Here is a 26156-nt window from a genome sequence, read left to right as displayed (position 1 = left end):
TTGGCTCGGATTTTTGATACACCAACACACCTATAAATTGAAGATACTACGAAATTCCTATCAAACCGACAAAAGAGATTCATGAGAGGAAGCACGCTGGCCTTTAGACAAACTTTCGGCTGCGGAAGGGATTGTCTAGCTTGTACCGGTAAAATAATCCATCAACCTTCCTGGCCGGATGCTGGCCTGATATTTTGGTTTTTCAGCGGGCTTTCTGCTTTCGAAATTCTTAAAAATAAATCAAAATAGTTTGCTATTTAACAAATATCAAATAAATTTGGGTACTCTTTAAATTTTCCTTTTCGAAAGTATGGATAGTACCTATATCACAATTAAAGAAGCAGCTGAACAACTTGATCTTACTCCACAACAAGTTCGTAACCTTTGTCGTGACAATAAGCTTTATGCTGAAAAAGTAGGAAATACATGGATTTTAGAGGAGCAACTTGTGATTAACTACATGGCTAAAAATAGTTGTGGAAAAACTGATGATAAAGGCACTACTGTTTCAGCGTCTGAGCAGAGCATTAATTTTCAAACCCCTATAGCATTATCTTTTTTTACAGGTGCTATGGGACTTGATCTTGGTATTGAAAAGGCGGGTTTTAAAACATTATTAGCTTGTGAAGTAGATAAAGCATGTAGAAAAACCATTGTACACAATAAACCTGATATTGCCCTGATTGGTGATATAAGAAATCATAACACTGCTGACATAAGGTTTAAAGCAGGGCTATCGGAAAATGATGATATTGATCTTATTGTCGGAGGTCCACCTTGTCAAGCATTTAGTACTGCTGGTAGAAGAAAAGGATTTGAAGATGAAAGAGGGAATGTTTTCCTCACTTTTTTAGATAGAATTATTGAGTTGAGGCCGAAATTTGCAGTTTTTGAGAATGTGCGTGGTATCCTCTCTGCCTCATATAGACTGAACAGAGATAATGGTTTAGAGGAGCCTATTAAGGGTGGAGCGTTAAAACATATAATTGAGGTATTGCGGAATTCTGGATATGGTGTCTCATTTAACCTTTATAATGCGGCTAATTTTGGAACTCCACAAAAAAGAGAGCGGGTAATTATTATTGCTTCCCGGGATGGGAAAAAGCTGCCCTACCTGCTTCCTACTCATTCTGAAAAAGGACATTACGGTCTCCCAAAATGGTTGACTTTTGAAGATGCAGTGCAGGGCTTGCCGATAAAAGGGATGAAGCATCTTAATTTTCCGGAAAAACGACTTAAATATTACAGGATTTTGCAGCCTGGGCAATATTGGAAAAACCTCCCGGAAAACCTCCAAAAGGAGGCTTTAGGAAAATCCTACTATTTAGGCGGTGGTAAAACAGGTTTTTTAAGAAGGCTGGCATGGGACAAACCGGCACCTACCCTCGTTACACATCCTGCCATGCCCGCAACCGATCTAGCACATCCTGTGGAGGATAGGCCATTAAGCATTGAAGAATACAAACGTTTACAGCAATTCCCTGACACCTGGCATATAGCAGGAAGCTTGGTTGAGCAGTATAAACAGGTAGGGAATGCAGTTCCTGTGGGCCTTGGAAAGGCTGTTGGTGAGTTGATTATTAAAGCTATGAATAAGGAAAATATTCCCGTATTTAATAATTTTAAGTATTCTCGTTATGTAAATACGAATGATAAGGACTGGGAAGAAGAATTTTCCAAACTGCAGCAACGGATACTTAAAGTTTCATAGACTTTACCTGGTCTATAGTTATTTGGCCCACCTCATTGAATATCTTCAGTAGTTCCTCATAGGTACCTAACCCCCCTAAAAAATCCCAATAGGTCTTACCTATTAGCACACATGAATCATGCTTCATATTAAAATATTTGAAGGGTTGGGAGTAATTATATTCATCTTGTCCTTCTCCTGTTGGGTTATAGTATAAGGCAAAATATGGTTCATTTAAAGGGTTATGAGCCTTTATATATAGCATGTCTCTTTTGGCGATAGAGGTTTGATCAAGGTTGGGCTTTACAGTTTTAATTGAGAAGTAATGTTTTATTCCGTTTCTTTCAAAATATAAGTCAGAAATAACATCTCTTACAATGGTACGCCCTTTATCATGGGCAGCAATATCTGCAAGTTCTCTGTTCCAATCAGGGCGGGTTCTGTTAGTCTTTAAATATGCCATTATTGTATCTATTTGGTCAGCAGCACCCTGAAAAATACTTACCTTTAGCAAATGTTGCCTGTAACAAGAAATCCCTGTCCCTTCAACAATCAACCGAGATATCTCTTCCACATACTTTTGGCCAAAGCTTGTAGAAAATGACCTCTCAAAAGATGATAGTTTTATAACTTCATTATCCAACAATGCTTTGTGAAATGGTTTCCTGTCACCTAATAAATTGGCTTTTGTTCTCATTATAGTGTCAGTAACGATATTTAGCAAAAGTTTCTTTATCGATTCTTTTGTTGAATTGGTCATCGGCAAATTTTAGAATAAGGCATAAAATTATTAAAAACTAGCCTAACTTCCCAATTACCTTTTTAACACATCCCTCCAAGTCCTTTTTTATCTCATGTTCCCAAAACCTTAATACTGTAATCCCCAGATACTCTAGCTGCTGGTTGTTGTCCATATCCCTTGCCATATTACGCTCTATCTTCGGAATCCAATACTCTTTGTTGGATTTGATCTTCTCCTTCTTCTCAGCCCATTTATATCCATGCCAGAACTCCCCATCAATAAAGATGGCCAATCTATGCTTTGAAATATAAATATCTGGGTTGCCATTCAGCTTTTTATAGTTTTTGAGGTATCGAATACCCTTCGCCCAGAGAGCTTTACGTAATGCCACTTCTGGTTTGGTATCTTTACCTCGGATTTTACTCATTAATTTTGAGCGCTCTTTTGTAGTGGTAAAATGTTCACTGAAACGTAGTATTTTTGGCATGTGGGATTAACATCGTACATGGTTCATTGAGTTCCACCCACCCATTTGCCATTCTCCCTTCCCTTCTGATAAACCCAAATCCCAAATTTGTGCTCCACCCATATAAAGATCGATATTCCCTAATTCCCAAGTTTATAAACAAACTTCCTGACATCCACCACCTTGAACAAATCCTGGATACCAGGGAACCTGGGGTTGACCAATAGGTTGTGTTCTTCCGGATAAAAAGATAAATGCAACCTGGCGGATGGAACCCTTAAAAATGGAAAACTATTTTCTACCAGCCACAGTTTGCCAAAATCTTGTGTTGCTTTGTTATGTGGCAGCATGTCCCAGTTCTGTGGCAGACTTTCTTTATCAAGGGTACCAACCAGTTCACTGTCAGGGATTTCATAGATAACCACATACCCCGTTTCAAGAGCAGTAGAAGTACCTTTGATACATAGGTAATCCAATGCCGCCAGAGCTGCCGAGTTGCCGGTATAAATCATAGGATAAGCTTTGGGATTCCACCTTCCTCCTGACAAAGAACTGCTAAAAGGCTCCCGGTGGTATTTTTCCGACATCATGCGGTAATAGGTCAACATGCCTACATGACATTTCCGAACTGAAGGGCATCTATGGCTTCATGCGCCAGGTCTATCCCCGTCATGGATACCAATAGATCCCTGGGTTTGACTTGACCCAAAGCCATATTTGGTGTATTCATCCAGGATTTTAAGCTGGATTCCCGACCAAAAATCTCCATTCCCTTTTTGATCACTTCGTCTATTTTAAAAAACTGGTAAGAACCAGGTATGCCGATTTTACTGTCAGCAGACCACCTGGAAACAGTGCTTTGGGAAACTGCGGCTGCCTTGGCCAAATCAACCATTTTAAGATCCAGAAAATCAATTATCGGGGAAATCTCAGCATAGGTCAACTTATCCTCAAGCTTTCCAGCCACCTCTGCCAAGCTCTTTGCACTCTTAAAACCATTTAAATAATAACCATACCCGTTCCTGACCTCATAACTGACTTGCTGGTCTCCCTTTTTGACCACAAATGTATCAGTAATGCCATAGGGCTTTTCATAATCACTGATTTCGGAAAGGTTTTCAGACCTAATGGCTTCGTATTGCTTGTTCTTTTTCATTTGATATCCTAATATATGTCATTTGAAGGGTTAAAACAAGCTTTTTTCTATCTTTTACTTTGTGTGTTGAGTTTCAATTGCCTGAAACCTCCCCACTCCTTCTATTCCCCGACTCATCCACCCAGTAGATGTACCAAAGCCTGGCATTTGAAGGAATAGTGACGTTACCTTTGGCCTTATCAAGAGGGATCCGTTGCCAGTTCCTTTCCGGACTCCGTTTCGCATCTGCGGTGTATGCCAGGTAAACTTCTTTCGGCGCAGGAGAAATCGAATACCTGGCCTGACTCCCCTTTCGGCTTAATTTAATTGAACTAATAAATTCGGCTTTATTTTCCAGTTGGGTACTGATAAAGCGGTAAATTTCACCGGGTTCTGCTCCGTGCAAATGGCTGTGTTTCAGTTCCGGTATCATGGAATATTGCGCATTGCTGGCCAGGTTAGCCGTTTTCTGCCAGTTTTCGACAAAATAGGCAAAATCGTTGGTACCATTGACAAACAGCATGGGTACGGTTGAATTGCCGACGTAACGGGAAGGATCCCATAAACTTACCCACTTTTGGGTTCCGTCGATTCCCAGGGAATCAAAATGACTGTCCCAGGCACTTCCCTGATGGAGAAAACCCGCTCCATATACTGGCACGGCGGCGCTGAATCGGTGATCCACTCCGGCTACCAGATTGGTTAGGTATCCGCCCCAACTGATGCCTGTGATGGCAGTTTGCTCCGGATTGACTTCCGGAAAGCTGCGGATCAGGGAATGGGCCCGGATAATATTCGATACCGAATGGAATTGCCATTGGGCGGTAAAGTCTTCATTCAATCGGAAAAACTTGTGTTCATCGTCCTGCAAGGGGCCTCCGGCAGCTAGCCGGGTGCTTTTTGATCCCCAGGGGTTGTCCTGCTGATTTGTAGGTAAAGGCTGATTGCCACTCAGGTCCATGGCTATAGCAGCATATCCCCTTTCCGCCCATTCCTTTGCCCAGATCCGAAAGGCTGTGCCTCCTCCACCGTGAACCAGCACGATGCCGGGAAATTCCCCGGTTCCTGGATTTTGTTCTCCCAATGTAGCCGGGCTGGCATAATAAGCAAATACCTCCGTCACTTTCCCTTCGTATTCTTCACCGGTATAGATCAGCGACCAGACATCGTCTTCCTGGGTTACCCATGTAAAGTCGGGGGCGGCAGATAAGGTCTCTAAATCCCAGGGAATTTTTCCATGTAGATCCGGCGGGAGAGAAAGCCCCTTTTGGGCAAGCACCAGTCCTCGCAAAAGAAAGAGGGCTAAGCCGATTAAAATCGTTTTTTTTATATTCAATTCTTAATTTTTCGTTATTGGTTGAAAAAGAGACTTGAGTAAATTCTTTAATTGAGTTAAGCGAATTCACTCATTTTCCCTCTCGCCTAATCCACTCAAAAAGTCATCCATTGATCTGGTGTTTCTTCTTTTCTCCTCAGGGGTCATATCCTTAAATTCCTCCATAGTCTTGTTCAGGTCTTCAAGTTGCTCTGCTATTTCCTCCTGGTCAAAAGAGAAAAATGTCATTTCATACAGGCAATGGGCAATGATTTCCAATTCCGTAAACTCCTTAAATGCACGCTCATCCACCTTCATGCCAAGCCAAATGTCCCAGGGAGTAAATTCAAGAGCCAAGCCATCGTTTCCAGAAAACGGATCCACTCTTCCATCAGCGTGGTAACCATCTACATCCACATAATTTTCAGCTTCTTCCCTGATTTCAGTCAGCCGGATGGCAATATCGCTGGAAGGATCAGGTTTCATTTCCATTAGCTGGTTGAACACCTCTCTATATGCATCGATCTGCTCTTCCTGATCTGGATAAAGCCGATTTAGTTCTGTTTCAATGCTTAGCCAGTGTTGCCTTCGAATCAATTCGTGGAATGTCATGGTTGGGTTATTTTAAGGTTGTGTCTTTTTATTCTATATTATTCTGCCTCTCCTCAATTTTTCCACCTACTCTAACTGCCCTACTGTTTTAGGAGGTGGGTGGTTAATTGGGCTCGGGAGGTAGAAAAACTTTGTCCTTGTTACCAGTCTAAGACGATTACTCATGGTTGATTTGCTACCAAATGCCTCCAAAAAGGCATACGGAAATTCAAGTTAAAACTCTAACCGCAAAACCATCTCTGCAATGCGTTCCGTAGTCGCATACACCACCCCCTGCCGGTGCATAAAAGTAGTTTCCGGGCTATTGAGATGTAGTTTTTTACCTTTCATATTGGAAACCGGTAAGGCTAACTCCTCAAAAATCAGCCGGGTGGCCGCAAAATCCCAGATGCTGCCTCCTCCCCTTTGCGGTCTGGGAAATTTAATGTAGCAGGCATGCTTGTGTGACAACACACCCAGGGCGTTCCGGACAGCACCAAAACCAAGGTGGTAGACCACCTCACCGTAATTTTGGGCTTTGGCCCACTGCTTTATTCGGTCTTTTAAGGCGCCAAAATATCCGGCCGATTGCATGCTGCGGTCCATATAGATATGCAAAACGTTTTCATTGCTTGAATTTCCTAATTGAAAAGGCTGACCATTCACGACTATACCTTCACCTTTAATAGCGCTATAACAAAGGTCTTCATCCGGTACATAGACCACGCCGGTCAGCGGATCTCCGGATTGAGAAATAAGCGCAATGGAAACGGCATATCCCGGCCGCTGTTCCGTAAAAGGCAGGGTACCATCCAGGGGGTCAATGCACCAGAAATAGTCGGTATACAACCGGGATTGATCATCGGCAGCTTCTTCCGTCAATACGCCCAGATCGTATTGGTGAATACCTGGCCTCAAATGTTCTAAAATAATTTCCTGCGCCTTAAAATCGATCTCGGTCACCACCTGGGAAGCCCTGGAATGTGCTCCCTCCTTTTCTTTATGTTTATATGGCTGATTGACCTGCGACTGAATCATTTGCCCGGCTTCTATACTTGCGGTAACGGCGCTTTGGCAAAGGTTGGAAAGAATGTCTTTGTTTAGCATTTAAAGTTCATTTAATTCGTCCAATACAGATCGGGTAAGGCGCTCGCTATAGCTGTGCAGTTTCCAATGACCGGCGCTCCAGCCATCCAGAAAGCGGTACAGATCGGCCCAGGCAAATTTGTAGAGCCTGGACCATTCTTGTTTAACCAACTGAAAATCAAGATATTTATCCATATTTATTTCAAGTGATTTGAAATAATGTTCCAGCAAATCCTCTTCATAGGCTTCACAGGCTTCTTCGGCAAAACAACTGCTGATAAAGTAAGCCACATCCTTGATGCCACAGCCCCTGCCGACATACTGAAAATCCACGGCTGCTACCTGTTCTTCCGGGCCGAAACAGAAATTGGCCAGCTTGGCGTCGCCATGCACCAGGGTCTGGAAAGCAGCTGCATTAAGCCGTTGGTCGATGGCTGGAGCTGCCTGCTGCAGGGGGATATGTTTCATTTTTTTCCATACATCGGGTCGCGTGGCCAAATGCCAATAGGTGCCTGTTTCCCAGAGGCCTTTGGGGGGTACCTGCATGAACCTGGCATGAAACCTGGCCAGCCAGGTCAGGCAGTTTTTCGCTGCTCCCAATGAAACCGTGTCAGGTGACAGCCGTCCAGGAAAACCCAGGGCATTGAGATCTTCCATAACCAGCAGCCGACTGCTACCCTCTTCGGCAGCATGTAATAATCGGGGCACTTTACATTCCGATCCCAACAAGCAGGCATAATGCCGGTACCAATAGCTTTCCACAGCATAGGATTTGACTTTGCGCTCATGGGACAAATCGGTATTCCAGCCTCTTGGGTGTTTCCCGCTTTCAGGCAAAAGTATGTGCTTGACAATTACCGAGGGATACTTCCCTCCTTCCAATGTATAGCGCTTGATGGATCCATAACCACTCCATAAGCTTTGCACCTCTTCGCTGTCTTTGATCGCCTTTGCCCTGGTACATTCAAGAATTTGGGTAGTTATTGCATGCATGGATTGATTGGAATTTTATACTTATTGGTATCTTGTGTCGGTTGAAAAAAACCTCTGTTCTTTATTTACTAACTGTGGCTAACGGAAAATAAAATTAAAGAAATTTTTATCTTATTGCCTAATATGGCTCATTTGGCATTAATTCCCCGGACTGAGAAAGTTAACGGATATAGGTTATCCTCAAACCCAATCGCATCCAAATCCCCCTTTTAAGGGGGCGAGGGGGATTTATTTATAAGCTTGGAAAAACCGGTGGATTTGCTAAGCCCATTTTAATGGCAACAATCTGCTTTGAATCAGCATTTCAGCTATTCCCCCTTTTTAAGGGGGCAAGGGGGATTTTAACGAGAACTTTAATATTTAATCTCAACTACCTCAAAAACCTGTTTTAGGAACACCATTTTTACCTTCCCAGTCATCAATGAATGAACCAATTTCCTGAAGAACAAAAGGCATAGATTTCTTAACATCGCTATCCAAAAATCTTAGAAAACATAAGCCCATTTTTTCCAAAATTAATTGTCTGCTTTGATCCTCAACGACAGATTCACCATCAAAATGGCAATCTCCATCAATCTCGATTACCAATTGCAATTTCCTGCAGTAGAAGTCTACAATATAATTTCCCAAAGGTTTTTGTCTGTTAAAAGCATACCCTCGAAATTGACTTGCCCGTAATTTTTGCCAAAGTAAAACTTCAGATAAGGTAGAATGAGCTCTTAATTCTCTGGAGAATTCTTTCAATTTTTTGTTGTAGGGAACAAAGTGCATGAATTAATTTAAAAATAATGGATTAGAATTCCAGGATTTTTTCTTTAATAATTGGTTTGATATTAAAATTATATTTCTCGATCGATTTTCCGTTTGGTAATAAATCCCCCTTGGTCCCCCTTGGAAAGGGGGATTTAATTACGTACCTATCAATAAATCAATTTATTATGAATTTTAACTTTCCAAAAAATCACTCCCGACTTTGGCCCGAACAGTCACGGCCTTCCTCTGCCAAATGGGATTTACGCCAAATAGATTTTATCGTTTATTTGATGCTATTACCCTGGTCCAAGAAATCTAACGGATATACGTTATCCGTCTATCCCATCGCATCCAAATCCCCCTTTTAAGGGGGCAAGGGGGATTTGATTACGTAATTATCAATAAATCAATATATTAGGAATTTTAACTTTCCAAAAAATCACTCCCGACTTTGGCCCGAACAGTCACGGCCTTCTTCTGCCAAATGGGATTTACGCCAAATAGATTTTATCGTTTATTTGATGCTATTACCCTGGTCTGAGAAATTTAACGGGTATACGTTATCCGCCTACCCAATCGCATCCAAATCCCCCTTTTAAGGGGGCAAGGGGGATTTATTTACATAACTATCAGTAATTCAATACATTATAAATTTGACCAATCTAATAAAAACCTTTCCGACTTTGGTCGGGACATGCTGCACTCTTGCCAAAGAGGACTTGCTTACCTTAGTGCATGTCTACTGAATTGAGTCAATTTAGCCTGGCGGAGCAATGGTAAGGCCTTTCGAACACCTGCTAAATAACATATCATTCAGTATAAAAATAGTAAGACCAATATCGATAAATAGACCGAAGAAGGTTAAATTACCCGTTAAAATGCTGCTACTTCTTTAAATTCACAAAGGATCATGCTCCACCCATATAGATTAACCAAATTGGTTTATTTGAATTTTGGCTTCAACCAATTGTTTTGGATTTACAGCCTCATTGTGGCAATGCTTTTCAGCGTTTCCTGCGAAAACAAGCAGGTGCAATTGCCAGCCAGCGATGCAGATAATGGTGGTTTGATCCTTCCGGGTGGGTTTGAAGCCCTGGTGGTCATCGACAGTGCCGGCCCTACCCGCCACATTGCAGTCAACGACAATGGCGACATTTATGCCAAACTCCGCTTCTCCAGGGACAAGCAGGGAGGCACCATTGGTATGCGGGACCTCAATGGGGATGGAAAGGCAGACACTCTCGTTCGCTTTGGCGACTATGAGGATGTGGGCGGTTCTGCGGTGGGCGTTACTATCTATGATGGATACCTCTATACCAGTACGGTCCGGCAGGTTCTCAGAAACAAACTTAGCCCGGGAGAATTGGTGCCCGGTAGCAGGACTGAAGTGATACTCACCGATACGCACCCGAATGTGGCCAGAAACTGGCATACCACGAAACCTGCTGCGTTTGACGGAAAGGGGAATATGTACATCCCCTTTGGATCGCCCTCTGATGCAGGACAGGACATTGACCTATATGGTCCTACCGGCATTCCGGGCGGGAAGGGCCTGGATCCCAGTCCGGAACGGGAGATGCATGCCGGCATCTGGAAGTTTGACGCCGGCAGGGAGGGTCAGGTTCAGGCAGACGGAACCAAATTTGCCACAGGACTTCGGAGCATCGTCGGCATGACCTGGAGCCCGCTGGACGACCAGCTCTATGCTGTGGTCAACGGGATAGACAATTTTCATACACTTTACCCTGCTTTATACTCCTCCTGGCAGGCAGCGGTTCTGCCATCGGAAATATTGGTGAAGGTAACGGAAGGTGCAGATTTTGGCTGGCCCTATGCTTATTATGATCAGTTGCAGGGAAAAAACGTTTTGTCCCCGGCCTACGGTGGTGATGGTACGATCGTAGGCAGGGCAGCGGAATTTGACGAGCCTGTGATTGGCTTCCCCGGCCACTGGGCTCCCATGGATTTGCTTTTTTACCAGGGAAGACAATTCCCCGATCGATATAAACAGGGGGTGTTTGTCGCCTTTCACGGATCCACGGATCGGTCACCTTACCCGCAGGCCGGATACATCGTTTGCTTTGTTCCCCTGGCCGATGGGAAAGCCGGTGACTGGGAAGTTTTTGCGGATGGATTTGCCGGGGTAGATACGGTAGAAAATACCGGAGATGCCCGCTACCGTCCCATGGGCCTGGCAGAAGGCCCGGATGGCTCTTTGTACCTGTCCGAGTCGAACAAAGGAAAAATCTGGAGGGTCATGTACAAAGGAGACAAAAAAGAATTTGGCGAAAAGCAATTGCAGGAAATGAAGCGGCTAACCGCCCATAAAACCTATATCAAGACACCGGTAGCGGGTGTAGATAACCTGGATAAAGGTTCACTGCTGGAAGGAGGAATTCTTTACAATACTTACTGCGCCACCTGCCACCAGCGCAACGGAGAGGGAGACAATAACCGCTTCCCACCACTGGCCGGATCGGAGCGGGTGCTTGGGGAGGTTGAGCCCCTCGTTGCCTCCATCCTGAACGGAATACAAGGCGAAATCACCGTACGTGGTAAAACCTACAACGGGTACATGCCTCCGCATGCCAATATCCTGGACGATCATGCAGTAGCTTCCATCAGCTCCTATATCCGAAACAGATGGGGAAACAAAGCCAGTCCCATCAGCCCGAGCGAGGTAAGAATAATCAGAGAGAAGGTGGTGAATTAGAGAAATACGCATGAGTCGGGCAGAATTTTTGTATTTTTCCAGGAAATCCAAATTACCCGTTTAAAAAATGAAAATTGCTAGTTTACCTGAAGTCAGGCAGCATAAATATCCGGCCATCAATGGCTTAATGCTTTGCCTGCTACTGCTTGCCATTAATAGTGGTTGTAAGCAAAAAAAACAGGATACCTATTCCAATTGGGGCGTCTATAAGGCAGACCCGGGAAGTAGCAGCTACTCTCCTCTCGATCAGATTAATAAAGAAAACGTCTCTAAGCTTGCCCTGGCCTGGGTTTTTGAGCCCATGGACACCATTGCCGGGGGCAGACCGCGAAACAGCGAGAGCAACCCGATTGTCATTGAGGAGGTACTTTACACCACATCGGCAAGAGGCCGGCTATTCGCCGTCCATGCAGGCACCGGGCGGTTAAAATGGAGTTTTGATCCCTTCGATGGAGAACGTGGCGGCGGAATCAAACGGGGAGTTACGTATTGGGAGGACGGTGCAGACAAACGCATTCTTTTTACCGGGGGAGATAAATTATTTGCCATTGATGCCGGCACCGGGCTTCCCATTCCCAGCTTTGGCAATGAAGGTAAGGTGGACCTAAACCAGGGCATGCGGGGCGACCCCGATAAAATCTCTGTAATCCCCACTTCACCGGGAATTGTTTTCGAAGATTTGTTGATACTCGGTACTGAGGTTTCCGAGCTATACGGCGCCGAGCCTGGCCATGTACGGGCCTATGACGTGCGTACGGGAAAGTTGGTATGGACTTTTCACACCATCCCACAGCCAGGTGAAGTCGGGCATGACACCTGGCCACCCGAAGCATGGAAATATGCCGGTGGAGCCAACAATTGGGGAGGATTAAGCCTGGACGCTTCCCGGGAGATGGTATTTTTTGCAACAGGATCACCTACCTATGATTACTACGGCGCAGATCGCAAAGGCATGAACCTGTTTGGTAATTCGGTAGTCGCTGTGAATGCCAGAACAGGGGCCTACATCTGGCATTTTCAGACTGTACACCACGACCTCTGGGACTACGATTTACCGGCACCTCCAAATCTGGTTACAGTGGAACAGAATGGCCGTAAAATCGATGCAATAGCTCAGACTTCCAAAGTAGGGTTTCTCTATGTATTGGACCGGGAAACAGGTGAATCCTTATTTCCCATAGAGGAAAGGCCCGTACCTGCCTCAGATGTTCCCGGTGAAGAGGCCTGGCCCACCCAGCCCTTTCCGCTGAAACCCGCTCCCTACGCCCGGCAATACCTGGACGAATCAGACATTGCTGATTATTCGCCTTCATCCAGGGACTCTTTGCTACAGGTATTCCGGTCTCTTCGTTATGAAGGGCTTTTTACCCCTCCATCTGTAAAGGGGACCTTGCAGTTTCCCGGTTCCCGGGGTGGATCTAGCTGGGGAGGTGCGGCTTTTGATGCCCAAACCGGCCTCCTCTACGTCAGGTCAAACGATTCACCCGAAATCATGCGCCTGAAAAAGGTGGAGCCCGAGAGTAACATCACCGATCAATCTGTATATGAACAGGGAGAGTCTATATATACCAGCTATTGCCTGAGCTGCCATGGCCGGGACCGGAATGGAGACGAACAGGGAAATCCATCCCTGGTAGCATTAAAGGGGCGCATGAGCCGGGAAGATGTACTTACCAAAATCAAACAGGGAGCAGGTAAAATGCCCGGTTTCTCCAGTGTCATTTCAGACAAAGCAAAGGAAGAGGCTATTCTGGCTTACCTTTTCGAGAACCAAACCAAAGAACGTCCCGGGCGGGAAACATCCCTGTTGAAAGAAATCAACAACAACCAGGGCGCTTCGCCTGAAAACCAGGCCATAGACAGCCTACCGAGATACCTGAACCTTACCGCCTATGGATATTTCAGGGATCCAGAAGGCCGGCCGGGTATCAAACCGCCCTGGGGCATGCTACATGCCATCGATTTGAATACCGGGGATTTTGCCTGGAGTGTTCGTCTGGGCAATAACCCTGAGCTTCAGTTTGATGAGCAAGAGACAGGTGAAGCGGGTTCTGCCGGACCTACTGTTACCGCAGGCGGACTGGTGTTTATAGCCGGGACGAGGGACAACAAGTTTAGGGCCTTTGATAAGGATACCGGAGAAAAGCTCTGGGAAATCGATTTACCGGGTTTTGCCAATGCCAATCCCAGTAGCTATGAGGTGAACGGCAGGCAGTACATTGTACTTTCTGTTGGAGGAAATTCCGGCAACACGGCCGGATCGGTAATGGCATTTTCATTGCCGGACTGATAAACCCCAAAATTGCATCGTTAAATATCGAATTCATATCCGTGTGGTTTATGAAATATTTTGGGAATATTAAGGATCAGTCTTCGCACGGCTACATCAGGATTTAGCGGCAAACGGAGGAATGCCTGCCGGCCGATCCGGAAAAACAAGCTGGCAGTTCATTAGTAAGTTAGACCAAATTATAAATATCATGTTTGAGGACAGAAAAGATGCCGCAGAAAAGTTGGCGAGGGCATTAGAGAGGTATAGGAGCCGAAAGACGCTGGTCCTTGGAATTCCCAGAGGCGGTGCAGAAACGGCATATTATGTAGCCAGGCACTTAGACGCAGAGATGTCGCTGGTGATTACCCGAAAATTGGGCTATCCCGGCAATCCTGAAGCCGCATTTGGGGCAGTTGCTGAAGATGGCAGTTTTTACATTTCCGAAATGGCCTCAGAGGTTTTGTCAGCAGACACGATAAACGAGGATCAGCCGAAAAAGTAGTTTTTTACTTGACCGGAATTAAATCCACCTATTCCGGACTCATAGGGGAAGTTTTTCGGAATAGTTTTTGGCAATACGGAGATAATTGTTGGTCCTATTGAGCCATTTGTCCTTTTCCTTCTGTTGCTACAAGTACCCGTGTTTACTACTATTATGATTGGAATTACTGGTATTGGTGGTATCCCGGATGGTATCCCGGATGGGCATGGTACTACCCCGGATATTACTATCCCGTTCACAGGACTGGCTACACGGCCGGATCCCTCTTCATACAAATGACCGACAATAGAAACAATGGGCCAGGCAGCGATGTACCTGTGCCCTGGAGCGCGCTGATTGTTGGTGTATTGGAAACTCCAAGATCCCACATTAATCAACGCCTTAGAGCTACAATTGAGCAGGCCTTTGAACAATCCCCCTACCTTAAAAAAGATGTTGCTTTATGAGCAATATTCCTTTCTTTGAAGGTATTGCCGTCTGATTTTTAAGTTGTAACTGCGGGTCTGAAAAAAAAGCAAAACCGTGATTTATGCTTACTCAATAACTAAAACTTTGGCCCCTTTCACCTGTTTGTGTTTCAGGACCAGTATCGCCTCATTGGCTTTACCGAATGGATAAATTTCTACTTCAGGTTTAATGGGAACTGAAGCCGCCAGGCTAAGAAATTCTTCCACATCCCTTCTGGTAATATTGGCGACAGTTTTTATGTATGCATCCCACCGAGTACATTCTAAGCCTTATTTTTGAAGTTCTGTGGGTAAAGGTCCCTAACGTTTCTGTGGTTTGTCTGCATGATGTTTTCAAGTGTATACTTGAGCCACTCATATGGATTTACATCATGTTTTTTACATATAGAAAAGAAGGAATAGATCATGGCAGCCCTCTGTGCTGATGCATGTGAACCTGCGAAGAGGTAGTTTTTCCTTCCAAGCGCAACGGGCCTTATGGTATTTTCAACTAAATTATTATCTATTTCCAACCGGCCGTCGTGAAGGTAGTTGGATAATTCGGCCCATCGGTTGGCACTGTATAAAAGTGCTTTTCCGATAGCTTCACGGGATTTTATAATTACCAGCTGCTCCTTTATCCACGCAGCCATTTTATTGATAACTGGAAGGGATCGTTCAAGCCTGAGTGCCTTGCGGGCTTCGGGGCTAAGCTTCTTTTCTTTAGCTTCCCGCTCCACTTCATAGAGCTGACCTATATAGGTGAGTGCCTGCTGTGCCGTTTTTTCGTCGTTTGACATGGCTTCAAAAATCTCCCTTCTGGCGTGTGCCCAGCAGGCGAGATGAGTGACATCCTTTCTGGCACCCGTCTTTTTATATCCGGCATACCCATCGGTCTGCAGATAGCCTTTGAAGCCACTGAGTATGTTTTCCATGCTTTTCGCTGCACGCGTAGGACTGTAGTCAAAAAGGACGGTGCCATCCAGCGGACTGTGGTAGACCCAGTAAAAGCCTAGATGACAGGACTTTTTACCCGGGTTTTCCAGCACTCTGATGGTTGTCTCATCCGCCTGAAGATAGCCCATCGATTTGGTGTCTTCAAGCAGGCAGTCATATAAGGGTTCCAGCCGTTCCAGGCCCTGTCTTGCCCATCCCTCTATTGTGGAGGTAGCAATCGGGATCTTCTCCCTTTTGAACTGCTGAATCTGCCTGTAGAGTGGCAGGTGGTCCATATATTTACCCACCAGTATATGTGCCAGAAGCCCTGCCGACGGGATGCCCCTGTCGATAATCCTGGTGGGCAACTGCGCTATTTTTACCCCGTTTTCGCTGTATTTGTCCTTTTGGGCATATTTGTAGCGGATAAACCTTTTGATGAAAAACTTTGCGGGAACATAGTCGAGTTCTTCGGTTACTTCTTTTCCGATGCAGACCATCTCCGAGAGGTCACCATCCGGATACAGTTCCACTTCTTCCACGGGAAGATGCTCCGGCAGGGGTCTGCGTCCTCTATGGGAAGTTTTCCTGTTACTTCGTAGTCTTTCCTTCTTTTTTTCAAACTCCGCTGCCTGCTCCTGTTGTTTTTCGGCAGGTGCTTCAAAGGGAAGTGCCATCTGGTCACTGCTGCCCTCAAAGCGTTCTCTTCTCTGTCCGAAGGCAAGCCGCCTGAACTTCTCGACAAGCGCCTTCAGGTAAACGGCTTCCTCTTCTTTCTCGCGGATGATACGCTCCCTGTCACCCACTAGGGTGATGAGTTGTTCTTTGGAGAGCAGTTCCAGGGAGGTTTCCATAGGGTGAAAATAGGCTGTGGGAAGCGTATTTCAATGGTTTTTTTTTCCACACAGTCTGTGGATAAGTCGGGAAAAAAAATGGATTTTTGAAAAAACGGAGCAAAATCACCCCATACGGCCTGCAAACGCAGATAGGTAGGAAATTTACTGACTCAAGGTCAATAAAAAAAGTGCTTTTAGAAGCTGTTTTGGTACCTTTTTTTTTGCTTGTACCCCTGTACTAAGATGCCCTCGGCCATCATGATCAGCTCCGGTCACCGGATCGGGCCACCCTTTTCCACCTTTTCCGGCGGAGTGAAGGTGCCCTGTTCCAGCCTTTTGTAATACTGCACGAAACCGCCCTGTTCCCAGTGAAGCAGTTTGATAAGGTTCCTGCCCCGGTTCAGGAACACATACACCACTCCCGATGAGGGGTCTCTATCCAGGTGGTTACGAACCAGGCCGCAAAGTCCGTCGAAGCTTTTTCTCATGTCCACGGGACTGCCGTAAAGGAAATAGCTGTGAGTGGATCCCAGACTGAACATCAGTAAAGCCGGATAAGACGGGAAACAAGTTCAGGATCCAAACTGTCAAGCCGCAGCACCACTCCATTTGGGTAGACAAGCTCTGCCCTGCAATCCCGGACCGGGCGGGGAACACGGCTTTCGATCTTATGGAAACCACCTGGGGCCGCTGCTTCTCTTTGCAGCTTCCTGTACCAGTAATTGAATTTATGGAACCCTATACCCTTGGATTCACTGAAAAGCTTCTGCGTCTGTCCGCTCGTTTCATATTCCTCCATCAACAGGGTCATTTCTTCTCTTATTTTCATAACTTACATTTTTGTTACAAAAATAAATAGCTCCCTGTTTACAGGAAACATGCACTTGGTGGGTCGCATACGGTACACTTTCTGCCTTATTAGATAATTGATCTGATGATTTGTCAGGACAACATCCTTGTTACGATCTTCTGGCAAACAAATTACTTAAAAACGGATAGTTGCCTGTATAAATAGAATATTTTTTTTACCTTTAAGTAGAAGACATACAAAGAAATGAGAAGAAATATCTTAATCGGCGCTGGAATCGTAATGCTGATTTTTATTATCTGGGTGGTCTATGCCTTTTTTCTTACTACCCCGCTAAGTCCTCCGGCTACCGCTTCCTACAACCAGGGTGGATTGGAAATTACGGTAGACTACAGCCAACCGTCCAAAAAAGGACGATTGATATTTGGGGAGGAAAGTGCCGGCGCACTGCAGCCCTATGGCAAATACTGGCGTTTGGGGGCCAATGCGCCTACCGAAATCACCTTCAATCAAGACGTGACCTTTGGTGGACAGGCGGTCAATGCAGGCACATACCGCCTGTATGCGATTCCCGGTCCGGAAACATTTGAAGTTAGGCTGAACAGCGATACAGGTGCATTCTTTGGCGCTTCAGAACCGGATGCCGCCTTGGATGTACTGAGTGTAAAAGCCCCGGTTCAGCAGACAAATTCTACCGTAGAGACCTTTACCATCGATATCCGCGCTGCTGATAATGCTGCCAGGATTACTTTTAGCTGGGACAATGTCCGGTTTTCGGTACCTGTGGCCCTCCAATAAGGAATTTTACTCCCTGCTGCCTTTCTTTTCTGATCCAGGAATAGAAAATGCGAAATTGGTCAATCAATGCCATTCCAATCTGATCAGGATAATTTTGCTGCAAAGCGAAGGATACACAACTGATCGGAATTTGGTATCTTGCTGTAAATAAACCCTCCATGAAACTAAAAAATAAAATCGATTCGACAATCGCTACGGTAAAACTCAGCTTGTATTTTATTTTTTTAATATGTTGTTTTTCACTTCGTGCTCAGGATGCCGTCCTCTCCGGCGAGTTTATTGTCGAACCCCCTACCCTGATGAACCTGGGATTCGAGTGGAAAATCTCAGGTGACGCAAACCGAAATGCAATGGTTCAGGTAAGTTACCGCAAATCGGACAGTCCGGAATGGTTGCCGGCTATGCCTCTACTTCGGATCGGCGGGGAAAGGATATTTCGTGAAGCAGAACAGTTGGAATACACGGTCCCGCACCAGTTCTCAGGCAGCATTTTTGATCTGGAGCCCGGTACTGCCTATGCCTGTCGATTTGAGCTTTCAGATCCTGACGGCGTCTCAGGAACTACCGTCAAGGAAGTAGAGGTCACAACGCGCACGGCACCGAATGCCTATGAAAATGGACGTATCCTGCACGTATATCCTCCCGGGTATAAGGGCGAAATGATAGAACCGGCTTTTGAAGGGCTCAAGAAGGCCTATTATGGATCCGGGCTGGGAGACTGGTCTGTTGTAAGCGAGAAGCCGGCGCAGCCCGGCGATATTATTCTGGTCCACGCTGGTACATACAAGGCCGACCTACTGGACTATGTTGACCCCCATGGCATTCCATTTGATGGAACCTATGTGCTCAATATCAACGCCACAGAGGAGAGACCGATAGTCATTCGTGGCGCTGGGGATGGAGAAGCCATTTTTGACGGGAACGGCGCCCACCGCTTGTTTGACGTTATGGGTACACAGCACCATATTTTTGAGCATCTGACCTTCAGGAATACAGACATCGTATTTTCTGCCGGCACAAAAGGAGTCGTCGGAGCCAGTAATCTTACTGTCCGGAATTGTCGGATGGAAGATGTAGGCCTGGGGCTGATTACGGAATTTGCCGGATCAAGGGATTTTTACATCGCCGATAATGTGATTTTAGGAAGGGATCCACGAAGCCACCTGGTAGGCTGGGCCAATCCGCAGCCCTATCCTCCCAGCCCCTTAAAAAGCTATATGGGTATAAAAGTATATGGTGCCGGACATGTGATTTGTCACAATGCCATCGCCTTTTTTCATGATGGCATCAATGTTTCGACCTATGGCACTCCGGAGGAATCACAGGATTTAAAAGCAGTCTCCATTGACATTTACAACAATGACCTGCACCTGATGGTTGATGACTTTATCGAAGCAGATGGAGGAGTGCACAATATCCGGATTATGAGAAACAGGGGAGTAAATTCGGGGCAGTGTGCACTAAGTGCACAGCCGGTTTTTGGTGGCCCTGCCTATTTCATCCGCAACCTGGTTTACAATATACCGAACGGGTTTGCCCTTAAATTCATGTCCAAACCTGCAGGTCTTGTTGTGTACCACAATACCATCATATCAGAGAACCGAAATACACAAACCTTTTCTAACGCCCATTTCCGAAACAATCTTTTTATGGGTACCAGCAAGTCCGGAAGACCTGTAAATGCTTTCCCATTCGCCACTGCTTATTCTACCTCAGATTACAATGGCTACCGGATCAATCCCGGCACTGAAAACCATTTCCTTTACCTTGGGCCAGAAGGTAACAAGGTTTATGATTATGAACTGAATGAGGGAGACCTGCAGCGCTATTCCTCGCTGGAAAGCTTATACGCTGGTAGTGGATTAGAGGCAAATGGCGTATTGGTGGACTATGGAGTATTTAAGGAAATGAGGCCTCCGGACTCAGATAAGCCCCATCGGATTTACCATGCCTCAGACCTGGATTTCACTCTAAATGCCTCGGGAATGGCAGTTGGTAAAGGAACTCTGATACCCAATATCAACGACAATTACACAGGAGAGGCACCGGATTTGGGCGCACTGGAGGCCGGTGCTACAGCACATCAATATGGCCCCAGAGGGCTGGAAGACCCGATCTGGTACAGATAGCATAGCCGGATCGAATGAAACCGGAGCCTGCCGGGATGCTATCGGAAACCATTACCCTTACACCGAGGTTCGCAAAGGCTTCTATGCTCTTTTCGAACTCCTCCAACGCTACTACCATTCTTGCGCTTACACTGATACCTCCTGCTTTTTTTCCGGCTTTGCTGCCTGTACCAGATCATCAAAGATCATGTACAGGCAGGGCACGATCACCAGGATGATGCCTGTGGCAAAAATAATCCCGAAACCCAGTGAGATAGCCATGGGAATTAGCTGCATGGCCTGACTGGAAGTCTCCAGTATGATGGGTGTCAACCCACCGAAGGTGGTCAGCGTGGTGAGGATAATGGGACGGAACCTACGGACACCGGCCTCGTGGATGGCTTCAAAGGCAGAGGTGTCCGGATCACGTCGTTTATTTGCATAATCGATCATGATCAGAGAATCGTTGACAACTACTCCGGAAAGGGCGATCACGCCCATCAGGCTTACCAGTGAGAGGTCATACCCGAGCAAAATGTGTCCTATTACGGCTCCCACGATGCCGAAAGGAATGGCCATCATAATCACTATCGGCTGGGTATAACTGCCCAGGGCAACTGCCAGCAGACAAAATATCAGCAACATGGCAATGATGAATCCAGACCAGAGAGCCTGAGTAGATTCTCTCATTTCAGCCTGACTGCCTTCATAGGTCCAGGCTATCCCCGGAAAGTCTGCCCGGAGTTGTGGCAGCACCCTTTCATTCAGTGCGTTCAAGACCCGGGTCTGCGCCGCTGGAGGTTCCACATCCATGCCTACATTGACTACCCGTTTGCCATCCCTCCGGTTGATATTGGTAAAGGTTTCGCCCTCCTTAATGCGTACTACATCCATCAGTGGAACCTGTGTGCCATCTGGTGCCTGAATGATAAAGTCATCCAGGTAATCCATGTCTTTTCTTTCCTCCAAAGGGAGTTTTACCCTGATTTCAAACTCATTGATACCTCTGAGTTGGCGCATCGCCAGGGCACCAAAGAAAGCATCCCTGATTTGCTGCCCGACCATATTGGGCGTAAGTCCGAGATTTCGCCCCTCCGGAAGCAATTCAAAGCCCAGTTGCAGCTTCCCCTTATTGTAACTGTCGCTCACATCTCTGGTTTCTGCAAATTCATTTACCCGCTGCAAAAACTCCTCACTGGCCCGCTCGAGGACTTCAATATCGGGGTGGCTCAAATCCACACTGATATCCTGACGGGCACCGCCCGGTCCACGTTCGGCTTCAAAGTTGATTTGATCTACCCCTTTGATATCACCAATATTGTCCCGCCAGAGTGCAATCAATTCCTTGGGGCTCATGTCCCGCTGGTCCGGCGGCTTCATCACGATTTCTACATCAATAAAATCCTTGCCACGCACATTGGTCTTGACCCCCTCTGCCACCTCATACAGGTTATGTGTTTCAAACATATTACGGGTATTGGTGGTAATCTCTTCAGCAATTTTTGCCGCCTGGTCATTGGTAGTTCCAACAGGCAGTCGGACTGCCGCCTCGATTTCATCTGCGGCCACTTCCGGCATCAGTACCATACCCATATGATCGCTGTAGCCAAATCCTCCAACCAGGATCAGCAGCGATATGGCCGCTGAAAAGGTAAGGTACCTGTTGCGCAGACAAAGATCCAGAAATGGCTTGTATTTCCTATTGATAAAACGGTTAAATCCATCTGCAATGGACCCCTGCCAGGTCTCCAGTTTATGCACCCAGGGGTGCTTTTTAGATTTTGGAGGCTTGGTAACGTGTGAAGGAAGAATATATAACGCCTCGAACAGTGATACAAATAAAACCACGATCACCACTACGGGAAGTGGCCACCAGTATTTCCCCGTTTCGCCGGGGATAAACAGCAGGGGAACAAATGCCATTACGGTCGTCAAAATGCTGATCACTACCGGTTTGGACACGTCCTTGGCCCCTAATATGGCCGCATCCATGTAGTTATAGCCCTTTTGCCGGTACTCATAAATATTCTCACCCACTACGATGGCATCGTCAACGACTATACCCAGGACAATCAAAAAGCCAAACATGGAAATCATATTGATACTTATGCCTACCGCAGGAAAGACGATCATGGCACCCACAAATGAGATGGTCATGCCCATCATGACCCAAAAAGCGAGTCTGTATTCCAGAAAGAGTCCTAAGATCACCAATACGATCACAATAGCCATCAAACCGTTTTCAGTCAGCAGGGAAAGGCGCTCGCGAAAGTCCTCCGCCCGGTTGCTTTCTACCCGTACCTTTACTCCTGGTGGCAGGCTGGGTTCAAATTCTTCCAGAATGGACTTGACTGCTTCTTCTATTTCCAGGGGAGACTGATTACCGATCCTGAATACTTCCAGATCTACGGTATTTTGCTGCTCAAACTGACCGTGAAAGCCTACTTCTTCAAATCCGTCCCGAATGCTGGCGATATCTCCCAGGGTTACCGTAGTACCTGATTCTGAAGAAACAATGTCGATTTTCGCAAACTCCTCTGCCATAAGCTTGCGTTCTTCCATGCGCAGCAAAATTTCCCCCGACAAGGTCTCAATAGATCCTGCAGGAATATCCCGGCTGGAATTTTCAATCAGGTCGGCCACCTGGCCCAGCGTTAAATTGTACTTGAGTAAAGTATTTCTCGGTATTTCCACATGGGTAACAAAGTCAGGCACATTACCGATTTCCACTTGTGAGATTTGTTCATTGCTTAGAAAGCGGCTGCGGAGCCTTTCGGCTAAAACACGAAGCGTCCATACGTCCACGTGGCCATAAATCCCAACCTGCATCACATCCATTTGCTGATTTTGAAGTATGATCTGAGGTCGCTCTATGTCATCCGGAAAGGTTTGTATCCGGCTTACTGCCTGATTGATATCTTGCAGTGCTTTCATGCGGTCGGTACCGGGTATGAGCCAGATTTCCACCGTACCGGACCCTTCATTTGCTGTAGAAATGATCTCCTTTATACCCTGAACCTGCCGCACCGTCTCTTCAACGGGCAATACTATGCCCTGCTCCACCTCTTCCGGTGCTGCTCCGGGGTATACCACGGATACTTCTACAATGTCCAATTGAAATTGTGGAAACACTTCTTTTTGAATGCTGTACATGGTATATACCCCACCAGCAAGCAAGATGACCATCAACAGATTGGTAATGATAGGCCTGCGGGCCATAAAGGCTATGGCGCCGTTTTCGGTATCCGGTTTCTTGTCGTTGTTCATGTCGATGTATATTTAATCTTCGTCCAGGCGAAGCGGTGATCCTTCCACTACAGTTGCCAGATCTGTAGCCACCACCTGTGCATTGTCTTCTAATCCCTGGCTGATATAGGCAAATTCCCGGTCTTCAAAGAGGATATTCACTTGCTTGATGGACAGCTCCCCATCCTCAAATACCCATACCGTATTTCCAGGCCTAATGTACTGACGTTCCAGCCGAACTACGTTTTCTAATTTACGCGCTTCTATTTGAACTTCTACGAAGGTACCGATGATAAGTGGTGGTCTGTCATTTTCGGGGTTTAACCTCATTAGCGGATCATCTACGCTAATGATAACTCTCGCCAGCCTTGTTTGGTTATCCAGCGCTCCTACCAGCCTCGAAACCCTACCCTCACGGAACTCATCCGGACCCCAGGCAGCTGGGTGGACGATTTTTACCGGTGCACCCTGCCCGGAGGTGTTTTCACCAATATCCAGCCAATTGACCTTGGAAAGAGGTACATTGGCAACCACCCAGTATTCCTCTATACCTACCAATCTTCCCAGGTCAGATCCCTGAGAAATCTGTGAACCCAGATTTACGTTTCTCGACAGGATATGGGCATCGAAAGGGGCACGAATACTGGCACGCTGAAGATCAAGGGTTGCCTGGTTAACTGCAGCTTCTGCAGCAGCAACATTTGCTTTTGCCGCCTCGAGTTGGGGTTTGCGAAGAACCAAATCACGGTTTTCTGCAGATAAATCATCACCGATCAATTCGTAGTCTTTCTGCGCGACGTCCTGCCTGCCAAGTTCTACTTCATAGTCTGACCGGGCCAGGGCCAGATCGCTTTTTCTCAACATCAGCGTATTTTCATAATCCGCGGGATTTATCTGGAGCAGCAGATCGCCTTTATTGACATAAGCTCCGGGCAAAAATGCTGGAGCTATCCGGGTGATCTCCCCTCCTACCTGATTGCTCAGGGATATATCTGTGGCAGGCTGTACAATTCCGGTAGCTACGACTGTAGGTGTAAAATCACCTCTTTCCGCCTGAACTACATCCACCAGCATGGCCGTAGTTTTGGATGCACCCTCCATTTCAGCTTCGGGCGCCGTCCAGAAAAATATCAAAGCGGCAAGGATACTTCCTGCCAGGAGGGCCAGGCTGATCCATATGGTCTTCGTTTTGGTCATTGTGTTGGAATTGTGTTTTCGTTCATGGTAAATCCTTCACCCGTTTCTATAGGGGTTTCAAAGCCTCCGGCAAGGGCGCGGTACAAAGCAAGCCGAAACAGGAGCTGATCCAGTTCTGCGCCGACCAGATCGCGCTTGAGCTGCTGCATCTGATCCAGGCTCACCAAAACGTCCAGGTAAGCAATAGATCCATTGAGGTATTCCACACGCAATTGCTGAAAGGCCCGCTCAGCCAGTTTGAGTTGCTGCTCCAGGTAGCCGATTCGTTCCCGCTGAAGCCTTTCCCGCACCATGGCATCCTCTACCTCCTGTAGTGCCAGCAAAACAGTCTGCCCGTATGCTTGAATTTGTTGGTCTCTGAAGGCCTCAGCTTGTCTCTTTTCAGCCTTTAGCCTTCCTCCATAAAATAACGGCATCAACAAACTACTGGTAATGGAAGCGGCCTGAGATTCTACCAGATTGGTAAGCGTATTGGAACGTAATGCACCAGTAAAATTAAATGTCAGTCTTGGGTAGGTATTGCTGATGGCTACAGCCACCTCCCGGTCTGCCGCTTCCATTTGAAAAAAACTGCTTTGAATATCGGGGCGCCGATTGATCAACTCCATCGGAAGACCTGCATTCGGTAAGGGTCCAAGCTCTGGTAAGCCGGCATCCTGACTAAGGGAAATTGTACCTGGTGCAGATCCGAGCAATACGGCCAGCCGGTTTTGAAGAGTTTGAATTTCTATTTGAATGGCGGTAGCCTGCTCTTTTGTACTTTGGATCAGTTGTTCCTGACGGAGTATGTCCACACCCCTGACCTGGCCGCTGGCAAATCTCGCTCGTATCAAGCCCAAAACCTGCTCGTTGTAATCTGTCTGTTCTCTGATCAGGGTCAGTTGTTCCTGAAATGCCTGCAGGGAAAACCAGGTAACGGCCACCTCTCCGGCTATGCTGATCGCCAATGTCTGATAGTCCAGGTAACTTGCTTTGAGCCTGCTTTCTGCTGCCATCTTACTTTGTTTTACCCTGCCCCATAAATCTACTTCGTAGCTGCTCCGTAGAGATAGCTGGGTATTTTCACCACCCACAAAATCAGGAACCGGACGGCTTGCTCCACCCTGAAGTTCCAGAAACACCTGCGGCACCCGCTCTGAAGCAATAATGGCAACGGTACTGGCATCCTGGGCCACCTGGTACCAGGAACCCTGCAGCTCCAGGTTGCGCCGCAAGGCACTGTCCACAAGAGCATTCAACCTGGTGTCTCCAAATGAGGTCCACCAGGCTGTTTCAAGATCTTCTTCGCCGGTATTGAGGGTATAATTTTCAGGTATAGCCACTGGAAGATCAGAGGTGGTCACCCTGTTTCCGCAGGCTGTCATTACTCCCAGAAAGAGGATGATCAATGTGGTTGGAAGACCAGACTTTAGTCGGGTTCCATTTAGAGAAGAAAAAAGCAATATTGTCAGTCGTTTTAAAGGCAAAAGACTTTTATTTTTATGAAGTTAGTAAAAAACCGCAGGTAATCAATAGCAAGGTTT

At 46.4% G+C, this 26156-nt stretch carries 22 protein-coding genes; 7 read left to right on the top strand and 15 right to left on the bottom strand.

Annotated elements, in window-relative coordinates:
- Nucleotides 1-310: 310 nt before the first annotated feature.
- Entirely contained in the window at nt 311-1711 is a 1401-nt protein-coding gene (locus BUB19_RS07370; RefSeq protein ID WP_073093907.1) for a DNA cytosine methyltransferase, read from the top strand.
- Here the strand turns inward: BUB19_RS07370 and BUB19_RS07365 are convergent.
- From BUB19_RS07365 to BUB19_RS07325, 9 genes are all read right to left on the bottom strand, one after another.
- Complete coding sequence (locus tag BUB19_RS07365) at nt 1698-2450, bottom strand: TdeIII family type II restriction endonuclease (RefSeq protein WP_073093906.1); 753 nt, start codon at nt 2448-2450, stop codon at nt 1698-1700. The two genes, BUB19_RS07370 and BUB19_RS07365, sit on opposite strands and share 14 nt — an antisense overlap.
- 37 nt (nt 2451-2487) lie before the next feature.
- Nucleotides 2488-2919, bottom strand: a complete 432-nt coding sequence (locus tag BUB19_RS07360; protein WP_073093905.1) for a very short patch repair endonuclease — start codon at nt 2917-2919, stop codon at nt 2488-2490.
- Between the two features lie 119 nt (nt 2920-3038).
- Nucleotides 3039-3506, bottom strand: coding sequence for an RES family NAD+ phosphorylase (locus BUB19_RS07355; RefSeq protein WP_073093904.1), 468 nt, complete (start codon nt 3504-3506; stop codon nt 3039-3041).
- A gap of 2 nt (nt 3507-3508) precedes the next feature.
- The gene (locus tag BUB19_RS07350) at nt 3509-4054 is read right to left on the bottom strand and encodes an antitoxin Xre/MbcA/ParS toxin-binding domain-containing protein (protein WP_073093903.1); all 546 of its coding nucleotides are present in this window, start codon (nt 4052-4054) and stop codon (nt 3509-3511) included.
- Nucleotides 4055-4127: 73 nt separating this feature from the next.
- Entirely contained in the window at nt 4128-5369 is a 1242-nt protein-coding gene (locus tag BUB19_RS07345; RefSeq protein WP_073093902.1) for an alpha/beta hydrolase family protein, read from the bottom strand.
- Nucleotides 5370-5435: 66 nt separating this feature from the next.
- Nucleotides 5436-5960 carry a DUF6557 family protein gene (locus BUB19_RS07340; RefSeq protein WP_073093901.1) on the bottom strand — a complete coding sequence of 175 codons (525 nt, stop codon included), beginning with the start codon at nt 5958-5960 and terminating at the stop codon, nt 5436-5438.
- Nucleotides 5961-6173: 213 nt separating this feature from the next.
- Entirely contained in the window at nt 6174-7046 is an 873-nt protein-coding gene (locus BUB19_RS07335; RefSeq protein ID WP_073093900.1) for a 3'(2'),5'-bisphosphate nucleotidase CysQ family protein, read from the bottom strand.
- Nucleotides 7047-8018, bottom strand: coding sequence for a phosphotransferase (locus BUB19_RS07330; RefSeq protein WP_073093899.1), 972 nt, complete (start codon nt 8016-8018; stop codon nt 7047-7049).
- Between the two features lie 375 nt (nt 8019-8393).
- Nucleotides 8394-8762: an endonuclease domain-containing protein gene (locus BUB19_RS07325; protein ID WP_245802795.1), complete on the bottom strand. Its 369-nt coding sequence runs from the start codon at nt 8760-8762 to the stop codon at nt 8394-8396.
- 919 nt (nt 8763-9681) lie between these two features.
- Between BUB19_RS07325 and BUB19_RS07320 the strand changes: the two genes are divergently transcribed.
- From BUB19_RS07320 to BUB19_RS24735, 4 genes are all read left to right on the top strand, one after another.
- Entirely contained in the window at nt 9682-11484 is a 1803-nt protein-coding gene (locus BUB19_RS07320; RefSeq protein WP_084097096.1) for a PQQ-dependent sugar dehydrogenase, read from the top strand.
- Nucleotides 11485-11551: 67 nt separating this feature from the next.
- A complete protein-coding gene (locus BUB19_RS07315) occupies nt 11552-13774 on the top strand; it encodes an outer membrane protein assembly factor BamB family protein (protein WP_073093897.1) in 2223 nt (740 codons plus the stop codon).
- A 190-nt stretch (nt 13775-13964) separates the two neighbouring features.
- Nucleotides 13965-14258 carry a phosphoribosyltransferase family protein gene (locus BUB19_RS07310; RefSeq protein WP_084097126.1) on the top strand — a complete coding sequence of 98 codons (294 nt, stop codon included), beginning with the start codon at nt 13965-13967 and terminating at the stop codon, nt 14256-14258.
- A gap of 104 nt (nt 14259-14362) precedes the next feature.
- A complete protein-coding gene (locus tag BUB19_RS24735; protein WP_394333880.1) occupies nt 14363-14704 on the top strand; it encodes a DUF4136 domain-containing protein in 342 nt (113 codons plus the stop codon).
- A gap of 284 nt (nt 14705-14988) precedes the next feature.
- Here the strand turns inward: BUB19_RS24735 and tnpC are convergent, their stop codons facing one another.
- From tnpC to tnpA, 3 genes are all read right to left on the bottom strand, one after another.
- Nucleotides 14989-16494, bottom strand: a complete 1506-nt coding sequence (tnpC, locus tag BUB19_RS07300) for an IS66 family transposase (RefSeq protein WP_073093895.1) — start codon at nt 16492-16494, stop codon at nt 14989-14991.
- Between the two features lie 254 nt (nt 16495-16748).
- A complete protein-coding gene (gene tnpB / locus BUB19_RS07295) occupies nt 16749-17018 on the bottom strand; it encodes an IS66 family insertion sequence element accessory protein TnpB (protein ID WP_084097094.1) in 270 nt (89 codons plus the stop codon).
- A complete protein-coding gene (gene tnpA / locus BUB19_RS07290) occupies nt 17018-17305 on the bottom strand; it encodes an IS66 family insertion sequence element accessory protein TnpA (RefSeq protein ID WP_073093894.1) in 288 nt (95 codons plus the stop codon). The genes tnpB and tnpA overlap by 1 nt, the downstream gene beginning before the upstream one ends.
- Nucleotides 17306-17530: 225 nt before the next feature.
- On the opposite strand from tnpA, the gene BUB19_RS07285 reads away from it, so the two are divergent.
- Entirely contained in the window at nt 17531-18082 is a 552-nt protein-coding gene (locus BUB19_RS07285; protein WP_073093893.1) for a DUF2911 domain-containing protein, read from the top strand.
- Between the two features lie 158 nt (nt 18083-18240).
- Nucleotides 18241-20211 (top strand): right-handed parallel beta-helix repeat-containing protein, encoded by a 1971-nt coding sequence (locus BUB19_RS07275; protein WP_073093891.1) that lies wholly within the window; start codon nt 18241-18243, stop codon nt 20209-20211.
- Between the two features lie 126 nt (nt 20212-20337).
- Here the strand turns inward: BUB19_RS07275 and BUB19_RS07270 are convergent, their stop codons facing one another.
- The 3 genes from BUB19_RS07270 to BUB19_RS07260 are packed head-to-tail and all read right to left on the bottom strand — an operon-like array spanning nt 20338 to nt 26099.
- Entirely contained in the window at nt 20338-23457 is a 3120-nt protein-coding gene (locus BUB19_RS07270; RefSeq protein ID WP_073093890.1) for an efflux RND transporter permease subunit, read from the bottom strand.
- A 12-nt stretch (nt 23458-23469) separates the two neighbouring features.
- On the bottom strand, nt 23470-24633 hold the full coding sequence (locus BUB19_RS07265) for an efflux RND transporter periplasmic adaptor subunit (protein ID WP_073093889.1): 1164 nt from the start codon (nt 24631-24633) through the stop codon (nt 23470-23472).
- Nucleotides 24630-26099 (bottom strand): efflux transporter outer membrane subunit, encoded by a 1470-nt coding sequence (locus BUB19_RS07260; RefSeq protein ID WP_143155948.1) that lies wholly within the window; start codon nt 26097-26099, stop codon nt 24630-24632. The genes BUB19_RS07265 and BUB19_RS07260 overlap by 4 nt, the downstream gene beginning before the upstream one ends.
- Nucleotides 26100-26156 lie beyond the last annotated feature (57 nt).

Origin of the sequence: Cyclobacterium lianum (assembly GCF_900143075.1) — a bacterium.
GTDB classification, from domain to species: domain Bacteria; phylum Bacteroidota; class Bacteroidia; order Cytophagales; family Cyclobacteriaceae; genus Cyclobacterium; species Cyclobacterium lianum.
This window is presented reverse-complemented; position numbering and strand designations above follow the sequence as displayed.

Bases quoted from the DNA above. Each gene is read 5' to 3' on its own strand.
- BUB19_RS07370 (WP_073093907.1), top strand. From the start codon at position 311: ATGGATAGTACCTATATCACAATTAAAGAAGCAGCTGAACAACTTGAT.
- BUB19_RS07365 (WP_073093906.1), bottom strand. From the start codon at position 2,450: ATGACCAATTCAACAAAAGAATCGATAAAGAAACTTTTGCTAAATATC.
- BUB19_RS07360 (WP_073093905.1), bottom strand. From the start codon at position 2,919: ATGCCAAAAATACTACGTTTCAGTGAACATTTTACCACTACAAAAGAG.
- BUB19_RS07355 (WP_073093904.1), bottom strand. From the start codon at position 3,506: ATGTTGACCTATTACCGCATGATGTCGGAAAAATACCACCGGGAGCCT.
- BUB19_RS07350 (WP_073093903.1), bottom strand. From the start codon at position 4,054: ATGAAAAAGAACAAGCAATACGAAGCCATTAGGTCTGAAAACCTTTCC.
- BUB19_RS07340 (WP_073093901.1), bottom strand. From the start codon at position 5,960: ATGACATTCCACGAATTGATTCGAAGGCAACACTGGCTAAGCATTGAA.
- BUB19_RS07335 (WP_073093900.1), bottom strand. From the start codon at position 7,046: ATGCTAAACAAAGACATTCTTTCCAACCTTTGCCAAAGCGCCGTTACC.
- BUB19_RS07330 (WP_073093899.1), bottom strand. From the start codon at position 8,018: ATGCATGCAATAACTACCCAAATTCTTGAATGTACCAGGGCAAAGGCG.
- BUB19_RS07320 (WP_084097096.1), top strand. From the start codon at position 9,682: ATGCTCCACCCATATAGATTAACCAAATTGGTTTATTTGAATTTTGGC.
- BUB19_RS07315 (WP_073093897.1), top strand. From the start codon at position 11,552: ATGAAAATTGCTAGTTTACCTGAAGTCAGGCAGCATAAATATCCGGCC.
- BUB19_RS07310 (WP_084097126.1), top strand. From the start codon at position 13,965: ATGTTTGAGGACAGAAAAGATGCCGCAGAAAAGTTGGCGAGGGCATTA.
- tnpC (WP_073093895.1), bottom strand. From the start codon at position 16,494: ATGGAAACCTCCCTGGAACTGCTCTCCAAAGAACAACTCATCACCCTA.
- tnpB (WP_084097094.1), bottom strand. From the start codon at position 17,018: ATGTTCAGTCTGGGATCCACTCACAGCTATTTCCTTTACGGCAGTCCC.
- tnpA (WP_073093894.1), bottom strand. From the start codon at position 17,305: ATGAAAATAAGAGAAGAAATGACCCTGTTGATGGAGGAATATGAAACG.
- BUB19_RS07285 (WP_073093893.1), top strand. From the start codon at position 17,531: ATGAGAAGAAATATCTTAATCGGCGCTGGAATCGTAATGCTGATTTTT.
- BUB19_RS07275 (WP_073093891.1), top strand. From the start codon at position 18,241: ATGAAACTAAAAAATAAAATCGATTCGACAATCGCTACGGTAAAACTC.
- BUB19_RS07270 (WP_073093890.1), bottom strand. From the start codon at position 23,457: ATGAACAACGACAAGAAACCGGATACCGAAAACGGCGCCATAGCCTTT.
- BUB19_RS07265 (WP_073093889.1), bottom strand. From the start codon at position 24,633: ATGACCAAAACGAAGACCATATGGATCAGCCTGGCCCTCCTGGCAGGA.